Source organism: Mycobacteroides franklinii, from assembly GCF_001853795.1.
Classification (GTDB): domain Bacteria; phylum Actinomycetota; class Actinomycetes; order Mycobacteriales; family Mycobacteriaceae; genus Mycobacterium; species Mycobacterium franklinii.
On the sequence record NZ_MLIK01000019.1, the window covers coordinates 479,135 to 498,831 of the forward strand.

23 protein-coding genes are annotated in these 19,697 nt (G+C 64.2%); 11 read left to right on the top strand and 12 right to left on the bottom strand.

The features are described from left to right. Positions 1–27: 27 nt before the first annotated feature. Genes BKG76_RS10150 through BKG76_RS10165 form a run of 4 tightly spaced genes read right to left on the bottom strand, consistent with a single transcriptional unit; the run spans position 28 to position 3,226 of the window. Positions 28–846: a Cof-type HAD-IIB family hydrolase gene (locus BKG76_RS10150; protein WP_070937541.1), complete on the bottom strand. Its 819-nt coding sequence runs from the start codon at positions 844–846 to the stop codon at positions 28–30. Further along, positions 843–1,607, bottom strand: a complete 765-nt coding sequence (locus BKG76_RS10155; RefSeq protein WP_070937542.1) for a lysophospholipid acyltransferase family protein — start codon at positions 1,605–1,607, stop codon at positions 843–845. Before BKG76_RS10155 ends, BKG76_RS10150 begins: the two co-directional genes overlap by 4 nt. Then, entirely contained in the window at positions 1,608–2,405 is a 798-nt protein-coding gene (locus BKG76_RS10160) for a lysophospholipid acyltransferase family protein (protein ID WP_070937543.1), read from the bottom strand. It abuts the gene before it with no gap. Positions 2,406–2,452: 47 nt separating this feature from the next. Further along, positions 2,453–3,226: an SDR family NAD(P)-dependent oxidoreductase gene (locus tag BKG76_RS10165; protein WP_070937544.1), complete on the bottom strand. Its 774-nt coding sequence runs from the start codon at positions 3,224–3,226 to the stop codon at positions 2,453–2,455. 44 nt (positions 3,227–3,270) lie between these two features. Between BKG76_RS10165 and BKG76_RS10170 the strand changes: the two genes are divergently transcribed. After that, positions 3,271–3,993 (top strand): aminoglycoside 3'-phosphotransferase, encoded by a 723-nt coding sequence (locus BKG76_RS10170; protein ID WP_070937545.1) that lies wholly within the window; start codon positions 3,271–3,273, stop codon positions 3,991–3,993. A 47-nt stretch (positions 3,994–4,040) separates the two neighbouring features. Then, the gene (locus BKG76_RS10175; RefSeq protein WP_070937546.1) at positions 4,041–4,604 is read left to right on the top strand and encodes a CHAP domain-containing protein; all 564 of its coding nucleotides are present in this window, start codon (positions 4,041–4,043) and stop codon (positions 4,602–4,604) included. On the opposite strand, the gene BKG76_RS10180 is transcribed toward BKG76_RS10175, so the two are convergent. From BKG76_RS10180 to BKG76_RS10190, 3 genes are read right to left on the bottom strand one after another with little or no spacing between them, the layout of a single operon-like run. Then, positions 4,605–5,498, bottom strand: a complete 894-nt coding sequence (locus BKG76_RS10180) for a LysR family transcriptional regulator (protein WP_070937547.1) — start codon at positions 5,496–5,498, stop codon at positions 4,605–4,607. A gap of 12 nt (positions 5,499–5,510) precedes the next feature. Next, on the bottom strand, positions 5,511–5,924 hold the full coding sequence (locus BKG76_RS10185) for a tautomerase family protein (RefSeq protein WP_070937548.1): 414 nt from the start codon (positions 5,922–5,924) through the stop codon (positions 5,511–5,513). Continuing rightward, the gene (locus BKG76_RS10190; protein WP_070937549.1) at positions 5,915–6,895 is read right to left on the bottom strand and encodes an NAD(P)H-dependent flavin oxidoreductase; all 981 of its coding nucleotides are present in this window, start codon (positions 6,893–6,895) and stop codon (positions 5,915–5,917) included. Before BKG76_RS10190 ends, BKG76_RS10185 begins: the two co-directional genes overlap by 10 nt. A 130-nt stretch (positions 6,896–7,025) precedes the next feature. Here BKG76_RS10190 and BKG76_RS10195 point away from each other — a divergent pair, with 130 nt between their 5' ends. After that, positions 7,026–7,739 carry an AAA family ATPase gene (locus BKG76_RS10195; RefSeq protein WP_070937550.1) on the top strand — a complete coding sequence of 238 codons (714 nt, stop codon included), beginning with the start codon at positions 7,026–7,028 and terminating at the stop codon, positions 7,737–7,739. A 138-nt stretch (positions 7,740–7,877) separates the two neighbouring features. Then, a complete protein-coding gene (locus BKG76_RS10200) occupies positions 7,878–9,206 on the top strand; it encodes an FAD-dependent oxidoreductase (RefSeq protein ID WP_070937551.1) in 1,329 nt (442 codons plus the stop codon). On the opposite strand, the gene BKG76_RS10205 is transcribed toward BKG76_RS10200, so the two are convergent. Next, positions 9,203–9,646 (bottom strand): MarR family winged helix-turn-helix transcriptional regulator, encoded by a 444-nt coding sequence (locus BKG76_RS10205; RefSeq protein WP_070937552.1) that lies wholly within the window; start codon positions 9,644–9,646, stop codon positions 9,203–9,205. The genes BKG76_RS10200 and BKG76_RS10205 overlap by 4 nt on opposite strands. Before the next feature lie 104 nt (positions 9,647–9,750). Here BKG76_RS10205 and BKG76_RS10210 point away from each other — a divergent pair, with 104 nt between their 5' ends. Beyond that, positions 9,751–11,304, top strand: coding sequence for an MBL fold metallo-hydrolase (locus tag BKG76_RS10210; protein ID WP_070937553.1), 1,554 nt, complete (start codon positions 9,751–9,753; stop codon positions 11,302–11,304). Here the strand turns inward: BKG76_RS10210 and BKG76_RS10215 are convergent. The 4 genes from BKG76_RS10215 to BKG76_RS10230 are packed head-to-tail and all read right to left on the bottom strand — an operon-like array spanning position 11,301 to position 14,358. Next, positions 11,301–11,759 (bottom strand): nitroreductase family deazaflavin-dependent oxidoreductase, encoded by a 459-nt coding sequence (locus BKG76_RS10215; protein WP_070937554.1) that lies wholly within the window; start codon positions 11,757–11,759, stop codon positions 11,301–11,303. The two genes, BKG76_RS10210 and BKG76_RS10215, sit on opposite strands and share 4 nt — an antisense overlap. 47 nt (positions 11,760–11,806) lie before the next feature. Next, positions 11,807–12,616 carry a DUF5718 family protein gene (locus tag BKG76_RS10220; protein ID WP_070939101.1) on the bottom strand — a complete coding sequence of 270 codons (810 nt, stop codon included), beginning with the start codon at positions 12,614–12,616 and terminating at the stop codon, positions 11,807–11,809. 5 nt (positions 12,617–12,621) lie between these two features. Continuing rightward, complete coding sequence (serS, locus tag BKG76_RS10225) at positions 12,622–13,878, bottom strand: serine--tRNA ligase (RefSeq protein ID WP_070937555.1); 1,257 nt, start codon at positions 13,876–13,878, stop codon at positions 12,622–12,624. Between the two features lie 42 nt (positions 13,879–13,920). Further along, positions 13,921–14,358 (bottom strand): ankyrin repeat domain-containing protein, encoded by a 438-nt coding sequence (locus BKG76_RS10230; protein ID WP_070937556.1) that lies wholly within the window; start codon positions 14,356–14,358, stop codon positions 13,921–13,923. 85 nt (positions 14,359–14,443) lie between these two features. Between BKG76_RS10230 and BKG76_RS10235 the strand changes: the two genes are divergently transcribed. The 6 genes from BKG76_RS10235 to BKG76_RS10260 all read left to right on the top strand — a co-directional run bounded on the left by BKG76_RS10235 (position 14,444) and on the right by BKG76_RS10260 (position 19,553). Then, positions 14,444–16,141 (top strand): septum formation family protein, encoded by a 1,698-nt coding sequence (locus BKG76_RS10235; RefSeq protein ID WP_070937557.1) that lies wholly within the window; start codon positions 14,444–14,446, stop codon positions 16,139–16,141. Positions 16,142–16,166: 25 nt separating this feature from the next. After that, positions 16,167–16,517 carry a metallopeptidase family protein gene (locus BKG76_RS10240; protein WP_070937558.1) on the top strand — a complete coding sequence of 117 codons (351 nt, stop codon included), beginning with the start codon at positions 16,167–16,169 and terminating at the stop codon, positions 16,515–16,517. A gap of 145 nt (positions 16,518–16,662) precedes the next feature. Then, positions 16,663–17,034, top strand: coding sequence for a PE family protein (locus BKG76_RS10245; RefSeq protein ID WP_070937559.1), 372 nt, complete (start codon positions 16,663–16,665; stop codon positions 17,032–17,034). Positions 17,035–17,037: 3 nt separating this feature from the next. Next, on the top strand, positions 17,038–18,078 hold the full coding sequence (locus BKG76_RS10250) for a PPE domain-containing protein (protein WP_070937560.1): 1,041 nt from the start codon (positions 17,038–17,040) through the stop codon (positions 18,076–18,078). Further along, positions 18,075–18,818 (top strand): ESX secretion-associated protein EspG, encoded by a 744-nt coding sequence (locus BKG76_RS10255; RefSeq protein ID WP_070937561.1) that lies wholly within the window; start codon positions 18,075–18,077, stop codon positions 18,816–18,818. Before BKG76_RS10250 ends, BKG76_RS10255 begins: the two co-directional genes overlap by 4 nt. 102 nt (positions 18,819–18,920) lie before the next feature. Next, positions 18,921–19,553 carry a TetR/AcrR family transcriptional regulator gene (locus BKG76_RS10260; protein ID WP_070939102.1) on the top strand — a complete coding sequence of 211 codons (633 nt, stop codon included), beginning with the start codon at positions 18,921–18,923 and terminating at the stop codon, positions 19,551–19,553. Positions 19,554–19,697 lie beyond the last annotated feature (144 nt).

A 19,697-nucleotide genomic window follows, 5' to 3' on the forward strand; every position in this document is an offset into this window, starting at 1 on the left:
CGGGGGGCAGCGAGAGGCCTTACTGTCTCAGCCCCACCAGCGTTCGAGAACCTTGGCCACCCCGTCGTCGTCGTTGGTGGCGGTCACCTCGTCGGCGGCGGCACGTGCCTCGGGATGCGCGTTACCCATCGCCACCCCGTGACCGGCCCAGCGCAGCATCGCCACGTCATTGGGCATATCGCCAAAGGCGATGATTGAGTCCGGCTGCACCCCAGCCTGTTCCGCCACCACCGCGATTCCACTGGCCTTGCTGATCCCGGTAGGCATGACCTCGATGAGCCCATTGTCGGTGGAGTAGGTGATCGCCGCGCCCGCCTCGGTCACCAAGGGCGCCAGTACCTCGGCCATCTCCGAGCTTCGTGCTCCGGCCTTACGCACCAACAACTTCACCGCCGGAAAACTCAGCAGGTCCTCCAAGGACACCTCGGTGTTGTCGGGGTTCAGCCAGGCGTGCTCGTAGCCGGGCGAGCTGACGAACTGTGGTGTGGCGGCATCATGTGCGCTGCGGCCCACCCGCTCCACCGCCAGGCCCACCCCGGGAATGGCCGCCTGCGCCACCTCGGCGAGTACCGCGAGCTCTGCCGGCGCGAGCGTGGCGGCCGAGATGATCCGATCATTGGCGGCGTCGTACAACACAGACCCGTTGGCACACACAGAGATCGGCGCGAAACCAAGAGCATCGACGATCGGGGTGATCCAGCGGGGTGGACGCCCGGTGGCGAGCACGAACGTGGTACCGGAGTCGACCGCTGCGGCAATGACCGCACGGGTGCGCGCGGACAGGACCTCGTCGGAATCGATGAGCGTCCCGTCCACGTCGGACGCGATAAGGACGGGAGGAGTCACGCGCGCCCCGGATCTGTCTTTTTCTGGGCTTTCTTACGCGCGCGTTCGGCCAGTTCCGCATCCTCAAGCACCGCTGCCTCCTCCAGTGTGGGAGCGCTGCCACCCAGACGCCTCGGTAACCAGTATGCACCGGGTTCACCGGGATAGTCCTGCTGTGTCTGGATCAGCAACTGCTCCATGACATCATGCAATTCGGCGGTGGTGCGCTCACAGTCCGGGGAGGCGTGCAGGGGCGCACCCACCGCGACGCTCACCGGTATCTTGCTGTACCTCAAGTCTTTTGGATGGTCTTTGGTCCAGATGCGCTGAGCGCCCCAGACAATGAGCGGAACGATCGGCACCGCGGCCTCGTGGGCCATCCGCGCTGCGCCGCTCTTGAACTCCTTGAGCTCGAAACTGCGACTGATGGTCGCCTCCGGATACACCCCGACGATCTCACCGCTGCGCAGGCTGTCCACCGCAGCCTGGTAGGCACCGTGACCGGCGCTGCGGTCCACCGGAATCGCCTTGGCGTGTTTGATCAGGAAGTTCATGATGGGCACTTCCTGCATTTCTGCCTTGAGCATGAACCTCAGTCGCCGTCCTGCGCGCACGGTCGCCAGACCCGCCGGGAGAAAGTCGACGTAACTGGTGTGGTTGATCGCGATGACCGCACCGCCGCCGGATGGAACCTGCTCCAGGCCTCGATATCTGATCTTGGCCCCGGTGAGGAAGACCGCCGTGTTGGCCGTGATTTCGAGGAGTCGGTAAACCGGTTCCATCTAGCTTTCTTTCTGTGCCCCATCCTTTTGGGCCTGCTTTTCTGCCTCGCGGGCGGCGCGTTGTGCCTTGCGCTCGGCAGCGTCCTGCGCATCCCATTGGGCGGCCTCGGCCAGCGTTGGCGCCGACCCACCCAACCGATGCGGCACCCAGTACTCCCCGGCCGGGTGCTGGCCGTAGTCGTCCTGTACCTCCAGCAGCAGATGCTGCATGCGTGCGTGTAGCAGCGCAGTGAGCTCCGAAACCGGCAGCGTCGGCTGGATCGGCGGACCCACGGCGATCGAGATCGGGGTGTTGGTGCGCCCGAGATTCTTCGGATGCCCCTTAGTCCAGATGCGCTGAGCGCCCCAGATGATGTGCGGGACGATCGGCACGCCGGCCTCAATGGCCATCCGCGCGGCCCCCGACTTGAATTCCTTGATCTCGAAACTACGGCTGATGGTGGCCTCCGGGTACACCCCGACGAGCTCACCCGCCTTGAGCTTCTCGACCGCCTCGGCATAGGACGCGGCGCCGTCGACGCGGTCCACCGAGATATGCCGGCAGCCTCGCATGATGGGGCCGGTGATCTTGTTGTCGAAGGTTTCCTTCTTCGCCATGAAGCGCACCTTGCGTCCCTTTTTCTGAAGGAACGCCGGCAGCCCGGCGAAGGTGAAATCCATGTATCCGGTGTGGTTGATCGCCACCACCGCCCCGCCCTCGGTCGGCAGGTTCTCGATACCGGTGACGGTGAATTTCAGGCCCTGAATGGCCCAGACGGTGCGGGCAAGCCCGATCACCGTTCCATAAACAGGCTCCACGTGACGAGCCTAGCGCTGGCGGTCCGGCTTGCACACTCGATACCCGGCTAGCGCTGCACCCCACCGCCGCCATCGGCGACGATCACCTGGCCGGTGATGAATGAACCCGCGTCCGACAACAGCAGCAGCGCGGGGCCGATCATCTCGTCGGTGTGCGCCACGCGGCCCATGAAGGACTGCGCAGCCATCGCGTCGATGACCTCCTGCGGGTTCTGCTGCAGCATGTAAGTGTCGACCGTGCCGGGGGCCAGCGCGTTCACCCGGATGCCACGACCGGTGTATTCGGCCGCCATCGACCGGGTGAAGGACATCAGCGTGGCCTTCATCGCGGCGTACATCGACAGCATCGGCACGTACTGGAATGCCGCCACCGACACCACGTTGAGCACCGAGGCGTGCTCGCTGGCGGTCAGATGCGGCAGCGCGGCCTGCACCAGGAACACGGGTCCGCGCACGTTGACGTCGAACGACTTGCCCAGCGCCTCGGGTGTGTAGCTGCCCATGGGCTGCGCCACCGGGTTGGCGGCCGCGTTGACCACGATGTCCACGCCGCCGTACTCGTCGACCGTGGCGGCCACCAGGCCGTCGATATCGCCGAGGTCACCCATGTGGGCGGGCACGCCCAGCGCTCGATACCCCTTGTCTTGCAGCTCCTTCGCCGCGGCCGTACAGGCCTCGGCCTTGCGGCTCGACACCACCACCGAAGCCCCGCAGGCGCCGAGGGCCTCGGCGATCGCGTACCCGATTCCCCGGGTGCCGCCGGTGACGATGGCCGTGCGCCCCGACAGGTCGTAGAGCGCTTGGAAGTCATTGAGGTTCACGCTCGGCACTCTATTCGGTTGACGGCGCGGGGCAGACTGGAACGGTGACGATTCCGACCGAGCCGGCCACCATCCCTGAGATCGCCACGCAGCTGGCGGCCGGGCGTCCGATATTGCCGGTGTGGGACAACGAAATTGGCGGGCATACCTTTCAGCTCGGCGCCGGGCGGGGCCGGGAGTTCGTGAAGGTATCCGCGCCTCACCCGGCCATTGACCTGCGCGCCGAGGCCGAGAAGCTCACCTGGGCGGGCCGCTACGCGACGGTGCCCGCCGTGCTGGCGGTCAACACCGACGGCCCCCTGCACTGGCTGCACACCGCGGGCATCCCAGGCGATAGTGCGGTGGTGCCACGCTGGATCGACGATCCCGAACCGGCCGTGCGCGCCATCGGATCCGGGTTGCGCTCGCTGCATGACCTGCTACCCGTCGGCGACTGCCCGTACAGCTGGTCGGTGGCCGACCGCATCGCCCGCGTGGCCAACCCTGACGGACTGTCGGAGCACCCACCGATCGATCACCTGGTCGTATGCCATGGCGACGCCTGCGCGCCCAACACCCTGCTCGACGACGACGGGAACTGGTGCGGGCATGTGGATTTCGGTGAGCTTGGGGTCGCGGACCGCTGGGCCGACCTCGCGGTCGCCAGCTGGTCGCTGGAATGGAACTACGGCGGGGGCTGGGACGCCACCTTCTTCGAGGCCTACGGCGTGCCCGCGGACCCCGACCGCGTGTCCTACTACCGCCGTCTTTGGGACTCCGAAGACTGATCCTGCCTGGAAGTGGTTCGTCGGCGAGTTTCCGTAATCTGGATCGCATGCGTCTTACGACCCGCCGGGCTCTGCTGCTGGTAGCGCTCGCCGCAACTCTCGTCGTGGTGGCCGGTGCCGCCCTCGGCTTTTACCGTTCTCGCACCGCCACGCCGGCTTTTCCCGTCGTCGACACCTCGGCGTTGTCCCCGGGACGAGCCGCTGTGGTGCGCATCCTCGGGGAGGAGTACGCCACCCAGGCCGGGATGTCGAAGTACTCCGAGGGCAATGACGAGCCCTGGTGCGCCGACTTCACCAGCTGGGTGATGCGTGCGTCGGGCAAGCCGTTCGCCAACCCGAACTCGGGACACTGGCGCATCCCCGGGGTGCTGACGCTGACCGCCTATCTCAAGGAGGACGGGCGTTACGAGGCTCCTGGCTACGCGCCCAAGCCCGGCGACATGGTGTTGTATGACGAACCGAGTCCCAAGGGGCAACACGTGAACATCGTGCTCATCAACGACAACGGCACCCTCACCACCGTCGGCGGCGGCGAGGGCCGCGGCGTGGGGTTGTCGACCTACGCGGCGGCCGACGATGCGGGTATCACCGGGTACGGCCGCTACGAGTAATCACGGCGCTACCGACCGCAGCATGACCGGCGTATCGGCGCGCTGCAGCTGACGCAGGAACTGCGACATCGCCGGAGAAACAATCGAATCCGCACGCCGGACAAACACTGTTTCCACGCGGGACCGCATCGGCGGCAGCGGATGCATGCGCAGCAGCGAGGCACGCTGCGAGGCCGTGATGACCCCTATCGGTAGCAGCGTCGCACCCATATCGGCCGCGACACAGCCTAAAATTCCTTCGAGGCTGCCGAACTCAAGGACCTGGGGATCGGCGATGCCCTGGTCGACGAAGATCTCGTGCAGCCGGGTGCGATACGAGCAGCCATTGCGAAAGACGAGCATCCGCGTGGACGTACCGAAGACATCGCGAACGTCCGTGTGGCGCTGGGCAGTGACCAGAACCAGTTCTTCCACGAAGGCTAAATCGGTTGTCAACACCTCGTTTTCGACGGGTCCGCACACAAATCCGCCGTCCAGCCGACGATCGATCACCATATCGATCAACTCGGCGGTGGTGCCCGTGGCAAGGGTGAAGTCCACCCGTGGGTAAGCCGCCGCGTACGCCGCCAGGACGCCGGGCAGGCGCAGACCGGCCGTGGTTTCCATGGATCCGATCGCCAACGTCCCGGTGGGTTCGGCCTCGTCACCGACCACTTGGGTTGCCTCTCTCAGCAGCGCCGTGATCCGCTCGGCGTACGGCAGAAAAGCCTCGCCCGCGTTGGTCAGTGTCATGCCCCGGGCATGCCGCCGAAATAACTCGACGCCGAGCTCGTCTTCCAGTGCCTTGATGTGGCTGCTGACATTGGATTGCACGGTGTGAAGTTGCTTCGCGGCATGTGAGATACCCCCGGCCTCGGCGACCGCGAGAAAATGCGTGATGTCACTGAGCTCCATATCGGGAGTCAATCACGCGCTCGCCGCGGCAGGCACGGCCAGCTCGCCGGTGACGTACTGCGCCGACCCGAAACCGAAAGACCAATCCTGCGGCCCGTTTTCGCTGATTGCCACGAACAGATCGGCGCCGTCCACATCGACGGCGGCCAGCCTCTTGGCCAGCTCGGCGAAAATCCTCTGCTTGGTCTCCGTCGACCTGCCGGCTTGGGTGAAGATGTGCACGATCACCACCCGGCTCGACCGCTGAAATCCGAGCCCGGCGTCTTCGGCGATGATGTCCGCCGGATCGTGGGCGGTGATGATCTGGAACCGGTCTCGCGCAGGGATTTTCAACACCGTCACCAACGTGTCGTGCACCGCGTCGGCAATGGCGCGTTGCTCCGCACGGGACCGGTCCGAGGTCAGCTCGATGCGTACTAGTGGCATGTCTTGGCTCCTTGATATGTCGGGTTGATGGCGGCGGCCTGCGCCACCATGGAATGAACGATGTCGGCGGCACTCTCGATATGACGTACTCGCCCGATGCCTTCGCCGACGATCACATTGGCGACGCGGTAATCCTCGGCGGCCACACCCACCTGGTAATCGGACCGGGCCTGGTCGAGATGCTCAGCGAGCTCGGCCTCGTGGTCGCGCCACTTCTCGACGAAGTCGTTGCGCAGCACCCTGCCGCTGTACGGGCGCGGCCAGTCCTTGCCGCGCACAATGTCATAGACGTGCTGGCGGATGGTGCTGTCGCCATCGACCCGAAGGGCGTATTGCTGGGCCGCCCGGGAGATCGCCGCTTCCTGTGCGGCCCAGAACCGGGTCCCGACCAGCACACCGTCGGCGCCCAACGCGAGCGATGCCGCCACACCGCGCCCATCGGTCACTCCGCCCGCCGCCAACACCAGCACCTGTGGCGCGGTACTGGCGACAAGGTCCGCGATCTCGGGCACCAGGGTGAACGTTGCGCGTTGCCCTTCCCCGTGTCCCCCCGCTTCTCCTCCTTGAGCGGCGATGACGTCGGCGCCCACGTCAATGGCCCGCTGCGCCTGCTGAACGTTGTGCACTTGGCAGATCAACGGCACACCGGCCGCCCGGATGCGAGGTGCATACGGCGCGGGATCGCCAAACGACAAAAAGATCGCGGCGGGATCTTGTTGCAGCGCATGGTCCAGGATGTGTTCGTTTCCCCGCAGGGTCCAGGTGATGAATCCACACCCCACCGCAGCGGTCACCCGCTCGAACTGCTCGCGAACCCACGCCTCGTTGGCGTAGCCGCCGCCGAGCAGCCCGAGCCCACCCGCGGCGCTGACGGCACTGGCGAGACGCGCATCGGCGACGTCGTCCATGGGCGCGAGAACCACCGGATGCTCGATGCCGAAGTGGTGTGTCAGCCGTGTTTTCAGGGTCATGCCTCAACCGTAGAATCAAGAGAAACCGCAGGTCCAACGGTTTCTAACGATAGCAGCGTTCTCTAATTAAGAATTCTTATCACTCAAGATCCCGATTTTTGAGAACACTACTTCCCGATACCATCGAGAAGTGATCCTGCGTCAGATCGCGATCAATCGTGAAAAGCAGCCAGATGCTTGGTATTTCGAGATTCCCGCGATAGCCCAACTCGCGACCCAGCCGCTGCGCTTGACCGCCGGTGTCACCGTGATCGTCGGCGAGAATGGCTCGGGCAAGTCCACCTTCCTGGAGGCGCTGGCATCCTCGTGGCATTGGAAATTGCCCGCCGCGGTCAAACATTGGGGCGCACGCCCCAGCGGTGAAGACACCGACCTGCACTGGACGTTCACTCTCGACGCCGAGCATCCCCGGCCCAGCGGGGGATGTTTCTTACGTGCCGAAGCAATGCATCAGCTGTTCACAGCCGTCGACGGGCGCACCCCGGAACAGATCTTCGACGGCAGGCTCAACGAGCGCTCGCACGGCGAGTCGTTTCTGGCCTTCCTCGCCGAGCGGGACATGGAGCGGGGATTGTTCATCCTCGACGAGCCCGAGGCCGCACTGTCCTTCACCTCGTCGCTGCGGCTGATGGCGATGCTCGACAGTGTAGTCGCCGCCGGATCTCAGGTCATCATGGCCACCCATTCCCCCGTGCTGGCGGCATTCCCAGGCGCGACCATCCTGGAATTCGGTGAAGACGGTGTGCAGCAACGTGATTGGGACGATCTGGAGATGGTCGGCCACTGGCAGCGATTCCTGACCGATCCGCACGCCTATCTACGGCACCTGTTCGCGGCCGAGTGAATCGACGGGACTGCGTCCAACGGCCCAGCTAAGGACCTTCTTAGGGAGTCGCAATCCAATCGAGACGCAAGCTCTCGTCGACCACGTGCGGATCCCTGAATACTCCACCCGGGAGGTCGGGGTGGACAGGAGTCTCCAATGGAGCGATTGGGTACGCATGCCGTAGTACTTGGTGCAGGTATCGCCGGCCTCACCGCGGCGCGGGTGGTCTCGGAGTTCTACGATCAGGTCACGGTAGTTGAACGTGACCTGATGCCGGATGGTCCGCAACAGCGGCGCGGAGTGCCCCAGGCGCGGCACCTGCACGGACTGCTCGTCGGCGGCATGCAGGCATTGATACGACTCTTCCCGGGGCTGGACGGGGAGCTACGCGCCGCGGGTGTCGCAGTCAGCGACGAGGGAGATCTCTCCCGCGTCTCACTCTGGATGCGCGGACACGAACTGAATCGGTCAGGGCGCTTCTCCGATCCCGACGCACTCACATTGTGGTTTCCAAGCAGGGTTATGTTGGAATATGTTATCCGCCAACGTGTTACCAACATCGAAAACATCTCAGTCCTCGATGGACACGATGTGGTGGATTTGGTTACCGATTCCGCGGATGGCGTCACCGGTGTTCTAGTCGCGATACGTAGCAACGGTATTGAGAAGACCCTGCACACCAATCTGGTCGTCGACGCGACCGGCCAGGGCTCACGTCTGCCGCTGTTGCTCGAGAAGCACGGTTACCCGCGACCACGACTCCAACAAATACAGCGGCCATTCAGCTATGCCAGCCAATGGTTGCAGATGTCTCCGAATACGGTGCGTGAGAAGCTCCGCTACCAGCATCCCCGTCCCGGTCACTTCCGTGGCGCGGCCCTCCAACAGGCCGAGAACAACAGCTGGGTTCTCTCCGTCGTCAGTATCGCCGGAGAGAACCCGCCTACCGATCACGATGGCGTTCTCGCCTACGCGGGAGAACTGTTTCCTGCGGAGATGACGCAAGCGCTACTAAACGCAGAGCCACTCACCCAAGTCGTACGCCATCGCCACCCCGGGCCGCGATGGCAGCGATACGACAGACTGCGACGGTTCCCCAGGGGGCTACTGGCCGTGGGAGACGCCATTTGCAGTCTCAACCCGATCTTTGGACAGGGCATGGCCGTTTCGGCATGTGAAGCCGTGGCATTACAGGAATGCCTCAACGGCGGAGTCGATGATCTCGCCCGCCGATTCTTTCGCCAGACCACACAAGTTATTCAGCCCCTGTGGGTTTCGTATCTACAGTTCGACTGGGCAGTCTTTGACAGAAAGGGATGGTTGGCCGCTCCGCAATGGCTGTGGCGGTGCTGGTTCGACAGGATCTGCTCTGCCGTGGCCAAGGACATCACCGCGGCCGAGGCGGTCCTGCGCACGCAGCAACTCATCGATCCACCAGCGCGCCTGATGCGCCCATCGATCCTGCGTAGATTCCTCGCCGGCTAGGCGCTGCCGGATTGCGCCGCCATCCGGCGAGTAAGGCCCTCGAGAATCCTGGCGGCCTCGACGAGGGTCCGCTGCTCGTCGGTCGGCAACGTGCTCAGCCACGGATCGAGCACACTCTGCCGCTGCGCACGCATGGCGACGAGCGCCTCGCGGCCCGCCCCGGTCAGCTTGATGCGCTGCGCACGCTTGTCGGTGGGGTCGACCCGGCGCTCGACATACCCGACATCCTGCAACCGCTTCAACTGCACCGTCATCGTGGGCTGGCTGCAGTGGTCGGCCTGCGCCAGGTCTGAGATCCGGGCGTCCTCCATCTCGCCGACGAGCGCGAGAAGCCGGGCCTGCCCGGTGGGCACAGGCAGCTCGGCGTGGCTGGACACCCAGCGGTTGAGCCGCGCGATCACGGTAAGAACGTCGGCAGTGACGCCATCGGTGGTGGACACACAATCAATTTTACGTAGGTTTTCTATACAAGGGCATTACGGCGTATTTTCCTGCGGCTTACGCACCTTTTTGCACGGTAATCGCAGCTCGATAGGCTGGGGCCATGCGAGTCACCAGTGTCGGCCACGCCGGATTCTTCATCGAGACGGCGGCGGGCAGCATCCTTTGCGACCCCTGGGTCAATCCTGCCTACTTCGCCTCCTGGTTTCCGTTCCCTGATAACAGCACCCTTGACTGGGACCGGCTCGGCAACTGCGACTACCTCTACGTATCGCACCTACACAAGGACCACTACGACCCGAAGAACCTGACCGAGCACGTCAACAAGGACGCGGTGGTGCTGCTGCCCGACTACCCGGTGCCCGATCTGAAACGTGAGCTCGAAGGACTGGGATTCCACACGTTCGTGGAGACCGAGGACTCGGTGAAGCATCGAGTGAGCGGCCCCAAGGGTGATCTGGACATCATGATCATCGCGCTGCGGGCACCGGCAGACGGACCGATCGGTGACTCCGGCCTCGTCATTTCGGACGGCTCCACCACTTGCTTCAATATGAACGACGCCCGCCCCGTCGACCTCGATGTGCTGGCCCAAGAGTTTGGGCATGTCGACGTGCACATGCTGCAGTACTCGGGGGCCATCTGGTACCCGATGGTCTACGACATGCCGGCCCGCGCCAAGGAGGCCTTCGGCACCCAGAAGCGACAGCGCGGAATGGATCGGTGCCGTCAGTACATCGCGCAGGTGGGTGCCACCTGGGTGATCCCATCCGCCGGGCCGCCGTGTTTCCTGGACGCGGAGTTGCGCGACCTCAACGACGACCATGGCGATCCGGCGAACATTTTCCCGGACCAGCTGGTGTTCCTGGACCAGATGCGCCAGCACGGCCACGACAAGGGCCTGCTGATGATTCCCGGCACAGTCGCGGATTTCACTGGCTCGGAACTGAATTCGCTGGAACATCCGGTGTCCGACGAGGAGGCCGAACACATCTTCGGCGCAGGCAAGGCCGCCTACATCGAGGAATACGCCCAGCGAATGGCTCCCGTACTGGCCGCCGAGAAAGCGGCCTGGGCACCCGCCGAGGGCGAACCACTACTCGGGGCGCTACGCGCCAAATTCGAACCGATCATGGCGCAAACCGATCAAATCTGCGACGGCATCGGCTATCCCGTCGAGCTGCGCATGGGCGACGAGACGGTGGCCCTCGACTTTCCGAAACGCATTGTCCGTGAACCGATTCCCAATGAGAAGTTCCGCTACGGTTTCGGGATCGCGCCTGAGTTGGTGCGTACGGTGCTCCGCGATGACGAGCCCGACTGGGTGAACACCATCTTCTTGTCCACCCGCTTCAAGGCTTGGCGCGTGGGCGGCTACAACGAGTATCTCTACACCTTCTTCAAATGCCTCACCAACGAGCGCATCGCCTACGCCGACGGCTGGTTCGCCGAGGCCCATGACGACAGCGCCTCGATCACGCTCGACGGCTGGGAAATCCAGCGCCGTTGCCCGCACCTGAAGGCCGACCTATCGAAATTCGGTGTGGTGGAAGGAAAAACCCTCACCTGCAACCTGCACGGGTGGGACTGGAACCTGGAGACCGGCCGCTGCTTGACCTCCAAAGGTCACGAGCTGCGGTCCAAAAAGCTGGGCTAGCGCGGCACCAACTCGAACATCGGGATGACCCTGTCGACGCGCGTCTGGTAGTCGCCGAAGAACGCATGCTTGGCCACCAGCGCGGAGAACATCTCGTCACGTTCTTCTGAATTCAGCTCGCGCACAACAGCATTGTAGATGTTCGGCACTACCTCCACGATCACCTCGGGATGGGCACGCACGTTGAAGGTCCATGCCGGTGGCCGTTCCTGTCCGCCGTTGGATCCCACGATGAACCGGCGCCGTCGATGTTCGAAGTACCCCAGGGGTGTCTGCCGCTCGATCCCCGACTTCGCGCCGGTGATGGTCACGATGAGTACCGGCATCTCGTCATCGGACACTCCAGGCAGCTTGCCGCCGTTCTCGCGGAGCAGTCGGATCATTCGGTTGTTGTGTTTCTGCACACCGTTTTCAGAAAGTTCCCGGTAGGTATCCGAGGTCACGCCTTCGGTCATGCCCCGACGCTAGCGCGCAGTCGGCGGCGCGACTCCACATGTCCCGCCTAGCGGACCGTTCGTACCCGCTGTCGCAGCTCGGACGCCTCGTCGGAGTCGGTACCGTACACCCGCACCACAGCCTCATCGCCGGCCTGCAGGTATGTGGATTCACCCAGCGCCGTGTACTTGGTCGCCCCGATACCGATTAACACGTGCTCGGGGTGCCCCGCGGCCACCATCAGCGCACCGACATCTTCCAGCGGCGTATCCGGGGAACCCTTTTGGTTGTCCAGGCGCTCGGTGATCCAGTCCAACAGCACCTCGCCGTAGTACGAGTATCCGAGCAACGGGCTGTCGACGCCATACGCGTGCTCCTGGCCATCGGCGGTGTGCAGGTGGCAGTTGAGCCGCAAGGTGGCGGTAGGTCCATCAGGAGTCAGGTCACCAATCTCAAAGAACTGTCGCGCAACACCTTTGGATGCCTCACCCCAGTTCTTCTTGTGGCTGATCTTGGGGGCATTGGGCCGACGGATCGAGCAATCGTTGAAGGCGCCCAGCGCAAACGGCTCCAGCGAGGCGACGACGTCGCCGCGCCAATGCACCCGGCACGCCAAGCCCACCTCGGGTTCGATCTGCAGGTTCAGCGGCGAGTCACTCTGGGGCAGCACCGTCTCGTCCTGCGACAGCGGGAACTGTCCCAGGAATCCCTCGTCGCCCGGCACGTACCAAGGAAAGATTCCCTTGGGCGCGAGACCATTTGAGGCGACGTTCACGAAATCTGCCGACTCCCCCGCCTGTTCGAGATGACCGGCGAAGTTCCCTGCCACCCCAAAACCGAACCAGCCCCGCAGTTCGTTCAACTCGACGTCGAACATCTTGCTCATTTGGGCTCCAACACTTCGGTTCCAACGAAGGGCACCAGCGCCGCGGGCACGCGGACGCTGCCATCAGGCTGCTGGTGGTTCTCGAGGATCGCCACCAACCACCGGGTGGTGGCCAGGGTGCCGTTGAGGGTGGCAGCGGTCTGCGGCTTACCGTTTTCGTCGCGGTAGCGCACGGCCAGCCGCCGCGCCTGGAACGTGGTGCAGTTAGAGGTGGAGGTCAACTCGCGGTACGCCTGCTGTGTCGGCACCCATGCCTCGCAGTCGAACTTGCGTGCCGCCGATGAGCCCAAATCGCCTGCCGCTACATCGATCACGCGGTACGGCACGTCGATGTGAGCCAACATCTCCCGTTCCCAGCCAAGGATCTTGGCATGCTCGGTCTCGGCGTCTTCGGGCTTGCAGTAGACGAATGCCTCCACCTTGTCGAACTGGTGCACCCGGATGATGCCGCGGGTGTCCTTGCCGTAGCTGCCGGCCTCACGGCGGAAGCAGCTGGACCACCCCGCGTAACGCAACGGGCCTTCGTTCAAATCGAGGATCTCACCGGAGTGATAGCCGGCGATGGGCACCTCCGAGGTCCCCACCAAGTACAGATCGTCCTCTTCGAGGTGGTACACCTCATCGGCGTGTGCACCCAAAAACCCTGTGCCGCCCATGATTTCGGGCTTGACCAAGACAGGCGGGATCAGCAGGGTGAACCCGTTGGCCACCGCGGTCTGCACCGCCAACTGCAGCAAGCCCAGCTGCAGCAGCGCGCCGTATCCGGTGAGGAAGTAGAACCGTGCGCCGGAGACCTTGGCCCCGCGTTCCATGTCGAACAGACCCAGCGACTCACCCAATTCCACATGGTCCTTGGGGTTCTCCATGGCGGTCGGCTCACCCACCAACTCCCGCAGCACGAAATCCTGCTCGCCACCGGCGGGGACACCGTCGATCACCACATTGCTGATGGCCTTATGCGCCTCGGTGAACGCGGCCTCGGTGACCACCTGCTCGGCCTCGGCCGCCTTGACCTGCGCGGCAAGTTCGGAGGCGGCTGCCAACAGCGCCGGGCGCTCCTCGGGCGTCGCCTGGCCTACCTTCTTACTGGCGGTCTTCTGCTCGGCACGCAACGTATCGGCTGTTGATATTGCCGCCCGTCGTGCCGTATCGGCGTCAAGCAGCACCTCGACGAGTGCCGGATCCTCGCCCCGGAGACGCTGCGAGGCACGCACCGCGTCGGGGTTTTCGCGCAGGAATTTCAGGTCGATCACCTGCTGAACCTTACGTGGGGGCCGGAATCCCCGGCCAACCCATTAGGCGCCGAACAGGCTCAGGTACTCGTCCTTGCCGAACATCCGCGCCGCGTCGAGCGCGGAGGGTGTTCCCGCGGTGGGATCAGCGCCCGCGTTGACCAGGATCTGGACGATGTCGTCGGAGCCCTTGAACACCGCTCCTGCCAGCGGAGTCTGCCCCTTGTCATTGGCGCGGTTGACGTCGGCTCCGCGCGCTATCAGCGAACGCACCGTCGAGGTGTTCCCGTGGTAGGCGGCCAGCATGACGAGGGTGTCGCCTGCCGCATTCGTCAGATCCACCGGCGCGCCGGAATCCAGGTACGCGGCCAGGGTCGACGCATTGCCCTCCCGAGCCATATCGAACAGCTCATGGGCGAGCGCCGCGACCTGCTCGGCAACACGGGCCTGATGCTCGGCTTCCCCCGCCTGATCCTCCGGGTTGTCACGGTCAGGTTCCATCGTTGTCACAGTGTTCAATCTAGCGGCGCATGCGGACAGCATCGCTCGGCTAAGCCACACCGTCACCTGTAACAATGACTGCAGTATGAGTGACGAAGCCGAACCCACGCCGAAGGTCGAGCGGGACGACTCCACCCCGGAAGAATCCGCCAAGGACGAGCTGGGCACCGACACATCCGGAGACTCCGACGTCGAGTCGCCGGACTCTGCCACGCCATCCGCGGAATCGCAGGAGACTGCCGCCTCACCTGCGGTCGATGCCGAGACCGCCACCGAGTCCGCCGACGCCGCAGAGGCGCCGCAGACGGAAACCCTGGAGCATCCCGACACCGAGCATCCCGACACCGCGGATGCCGACGCGCCGGTCGCCGGGGAATCCCAGGGCGAACCCCCTAAGTCCGCCAAACCTCACTGGTGGGCCGGCCTGAAGGAAGGGCTCAAGGAGCGCTCTACCCACCGTGCGCTGCTCCTCGTCACCTTCGGCGGATTGTTCATCGCGGGCATCACCCAGGCACTGCCGGACGGCTGGACCTCCGCAGATCGCCTGGTCAACAGGATCGATTCCAACCCGGTGCCGAGCACCGGCGCCCCGGGTAACAGCACCTTCAACTCGGCGAAGGCCGGTGAGTGCCTCAACTGGCCCGCGCCCGCCTCCACCAACGACGTCAACATCGTCGACTGCGCGAACGACCATCGTTTCGAAATCGCCGAGTCCATCGACCTACGCACATTCCCCGGCACGGAGTACGGGCCGAACTCACGACCACCCACCGTCGGACGCATCCAGGAGATCAGCCAGGAGCAGTGCCAGGTTGCCATCAACCGCTACCTTGGCGACCGCTACGACCCCAACAGCCGATTCACCATGGGCATGCTGTGGCCAGGCGAAAAGGGCTGGACCGAGGCAGGCGAACGTCGCGTGCTGTGCGGGCTGCAGCTCCCCGGCGCCGACAACCAGCAACAGCTGTTCCACGGGAAGGTAGCCGAGCAGGATCAATCGAAGGTCTGGCCCGCCGGCACCTGCCTGGGCATCGACTCGACAACAAATCTGCCCACCGAACTCCCCGTGGACTGCGACAAGGCTCATTCCATGGAAATCACCGGAACGGTGAGCCTGGCAGAGCAGTTCCCGGGTTCGGTGCCGCCCGAGCCCGACCAGGACGTGTTCATCAAGGACAACTGCACCCGGTTGACCAACGAATACATGGGTAATCCCGACGGATTCCGGGCCACCACGCTGACGCTGTCCTACAACACGATCACCTTGCCCAGCTGGACCGCCGGCAGCCGTCAGGTCAGCTGCAATATCGGCTCCACACTGGGCAATGGTGCGTGGTCGACTCTGGTCAACAGCGCCAAGAGCGGGCAGCTGTTGATCAACGGCCAACCGCCGGTACCGCCGCCGGACATCCCCGCCGACCGGCTGAACCTGACCCCGATCCCTCTCACCACCGCACCGGCTCCCACTCAGCAGCCGACCCAGACTCAGCAACCCACCTATACGCAGCAGCCCACGTATACACAGCAGCCGACGCGTACTCAGCAACCCACCCAACAATCGACTCAACAGCCGACTCAACAACCGACAAGGAGCTCTGCGCCGACGACGTCGTCCGCCGTGCCGAACCCCGGTAACCCTCCGGGCATCACCATCGTGACGACGCTGCCTCCAGGTGCGGGGCCCCCACCGCCGCCGGCTGGTCCGCCTATGGACGGTCCGCCCATGGAAGGCCCCGCTCCGGGCCAGGCACCTGCGGGGGCGCCGCCACCCGGGCCGGCCTAGCCGTGCCGACATCGGATGCCGCCTGATGTCCGTCGAAATGAGCGAGCAAAGTTTCGAAGAGTTGGTGTCCGATGCTCTTGACGCCGTGCCACCGAAGCTCGCCGCCGCCATCGACAATGTGGTGGTGCTGGTCCAAGACCGCCATCCGGAGGATCCCGAGCTACTCGGGCTGTACGAGGGGATCGCGCTGACAGAGCGCGACAGCTTCTATGCTGGGGCGCTGCCGGACACCATCACGATCTACCGCCAACCGTTGCTGGAAATGTGTTCCAGCGAACATCAGGTGATCGATGAGGTCACGATCACAGTGATCCACGAGATCGCCCACCATTTTGGTATCGACGACGACCGCTTACACCAGCTGGGCTGGGGCTAAAGGGGCGGCTGAGGTTTGCTGGAAAAAAATCCAAAAATCTTGGAGAATGATGGAACCAAATAGAGGGATCCGCCGTCCATCTCTAGTGAAAGGGCAAAACTGCCCTTAGGACGACGTGAGACAAGTGGGGGAAAGGGGACAGAAGATGGCTGACGTACCGGCGCCCGCCCAGCGTGAGGAGATCCGTTGGGACCTGGCTAACCAGCCGGGAACTGTTCTGCAGGTCGATCCGGATGTGATGAAGGATGCCGCCACCGAGTACGACGCGATGGCGCAGCGACTGCAGGAAGCTCTCGACAAGCAGCTGGAGACCGCCAAGTTCGGCTCGGCGGGCCGCGACGAGGTGTCCACCGCGGTGGCGCACGCCTCGGCGAAGACCAACGAGAATTTCGAGAAGGTTGCCAAGGACGGCATCGAGCAGCTCAAGCGCATCGCCGAAGCCCTGCGGCGTAACTCGCAGGCGTTCGTGGACCTCGAGCACCACAACGCCGCCCGTATCAATGGTGTGGGGGAATAGATCATGACCGGATTCACTGGCGTCAACTGGGTGGCCCGCAAAGCGAAGAAGCTGGCCCTTGACCTGACCACTGGTGCAGGTCCGACACATGTCGTCGACAGCGCGCTGGCCTGGCAGGAGATCAGTGCCGCGTTTGCCGAGGTACACGAAAACAGCACTCGGGTCGGCGAGAAGCTGATGGAGGGATACCGCGGACCTCGCGCCGAGGAGGCGCTGACCAAGCTGAACCCGTTCACCGATTGGCTCGACAAGATGGCCGGGCTGACCCAACAGGTCAGTGACACCTCCAACACCTACGCCGAGTCGTATGGCACCGCGGTTCTCGACATGCCGCACATCAACGACCTGGCGCAGTTGGAGAAGGCCAAGGCCGAGGCGTTGTCGGCAGGCGGAGCGCTGTTCGGGCTCCACGCCACCACCGAGGGCATGGAGCAGGGCCTGGACCTTCAGGCAGCTAAGGCCATGGAAACGTACGAGTCGGCCAGCGAGCCCGCGGCCAAGGTCGTCGAGTTCCCGCCGGCTCCGGAAGTCATCAAGTACCCCGAAGAGAAGTCGGAAGCCAACAGCGGCAACACCGGTGTCAGTGCTGCCGGCGTCGGCCTGTCGGAGATGGGCCCGAGCCCGTTGAGCCCCGACTCGGTCCCCGGTGTGCAGAGCGCCCGCGCGGCGGCCATCTCCATGGCTGGCAACCCGGCCGCCGTCGGCGGCTCCGGTGTGGGTATGGGCGGTATGGGTGCCCCGATGGCCGGGATGATGGCAGGCGGCGCACTTGCTGCTTCCGCCGGCAAGGGCATCAAGGTCGGCGGCAGTGTCAACAAGAAGGATGAGGACGAGGACGACAAGGATCTCACCGCCATCGGCGCCACCGGCGTCTTCATGGGTGACGAGAGCAAGCCTGTCGAACTGCCGGACATCCTCACCAACAAGTCGGGTACCGACAAGGTTCCGGACTTCGAAAACGTTGACGCCTCATCGCTCTTCGAGCGCGGCGGCTCCAAGGGAGCAGTGGCGCCTCCGGTCCTCGGCGCGAGCGCGGAGCTGTGACCGTCCGCCTGGACTTCGACGAGCTGGAGCTGACCCGCGAGATCACCGGCAATGACCTCTTGCCGGTTGTGCTGGCCGCCGGGCCCCGCCACGAGGACGAAGTCGAGCATCGAGACGCCCTGGAGAGTGCCCGTACCCGGCTCAAGGAACGCAACCTGCTGAAGGGCGAAGACCTTCACCCAACCCTGCGCGACATGCTGACCTCTGCCAGCAAGGCCACTGGCCAGGTTGCCGTGCGCCGCTGGGCGGGATCGCAGATGCTGCGCTTGTGCCTGGTCGAGCACGGTGAGGCGTACGTGCTGCTGGTCAATGATGGCGAGGGTGTGGCCATGCGATCGGTGACCGGTTCACTCGGCGCCGAACTGTGGCGCTATCTCGGGGATGCCACCCCGCTGAAGTTCGGGTCGATCAACGCACCCGCCGAGCAGCTGGCGCTGGCCCTCAACTCCGAGCCCGCGGATATGGCACGACAGCTCATGTCCCTCGGCGCCACCAAGGCCGATGCGGTCACCGTCGCTAAGGCAATGGCCCGCCGCGGTGCGATGACGGAGATCACCGCGATTCGTCGGGTCGACGGCATCACTGACCGTGCACCCGGCGGAGTTGCGGTGTACGACACAGCATTCGGGCGAATCATGGCCACCCCCAGCACCTCTACCGACGGTGCACTGTGGGCGACGCTGACTCCCGCGACACCGCAGCGGATGACACACGCGCTCAAGAGCCTCGGCCTGGAATAGATTCCTCCCGCCTAACACGCTCGGGATAACGGCAGTATGCGAAGCTATATGCCTCAGGTGCGCCTGCCTTAAGCACCACGTGGGAGATCTCAGGAGGTGGCGGTGTCCGGCCAGCGACAGCGGGTCAGCCGCGCCGAATCTCAGCAACGCACACGTGAGGAACTCCTGGACGCGGCCGAGGAGTTGTTCCTAGCGAACGGACTAGGCGGAACAACGGTCACCAAGATCGCCGATGCCGCCGGCCGCACCGTCGGAGCGATCTACTCCAACTTCTCCAGCAAGGAGAACCTCTGCGCCGAGGTACTGCTGCGCTGCTACATGCGGACTTTCTCCGAGGTGGCGGGCAGGCTCATCCAATCGGCCTCCTCAGTTGATGAGCAGATCGCCGAACTCGCCCAATGGTCGGCAACACTTGGCGGCGATGAGGGCCTGGTAGCACTGGCCGCGGAGTACGCGCTGGCCATACACAAAGACAAGGCACAACTGGCGGTCTCGCAGGGCCACATCGAGATGGGCCGCAGCCTCCTGGGGGCGGTGCTCGCGAACGCTCTTCCACACGACGTATCCGATGGTGATCGAGACGCGGCGCTCACCGCTGTCCTCGCGACCGCCGCCGGATTGGCGTTGGGTCGCACACTGGGAAGCATCGATCAACAGCAATATGTCGACCTGTTGACGCGCACGCTGCGGCTTTGGATTGCCGATCTGCGACATCACGCGGCTGTCGTTAGCTAACTTTCTCTGCTCATCCAGCGCTCCGGCGCACGGGAGGTCCCCGACACACCGCGCGCTTCTCCACTTTCCCCGCCGCAGCCATTGCATCTGTGATTCAGATAATCATATTATCTGAATCACAGTTCTCAATGCAGAGGAGTCCGC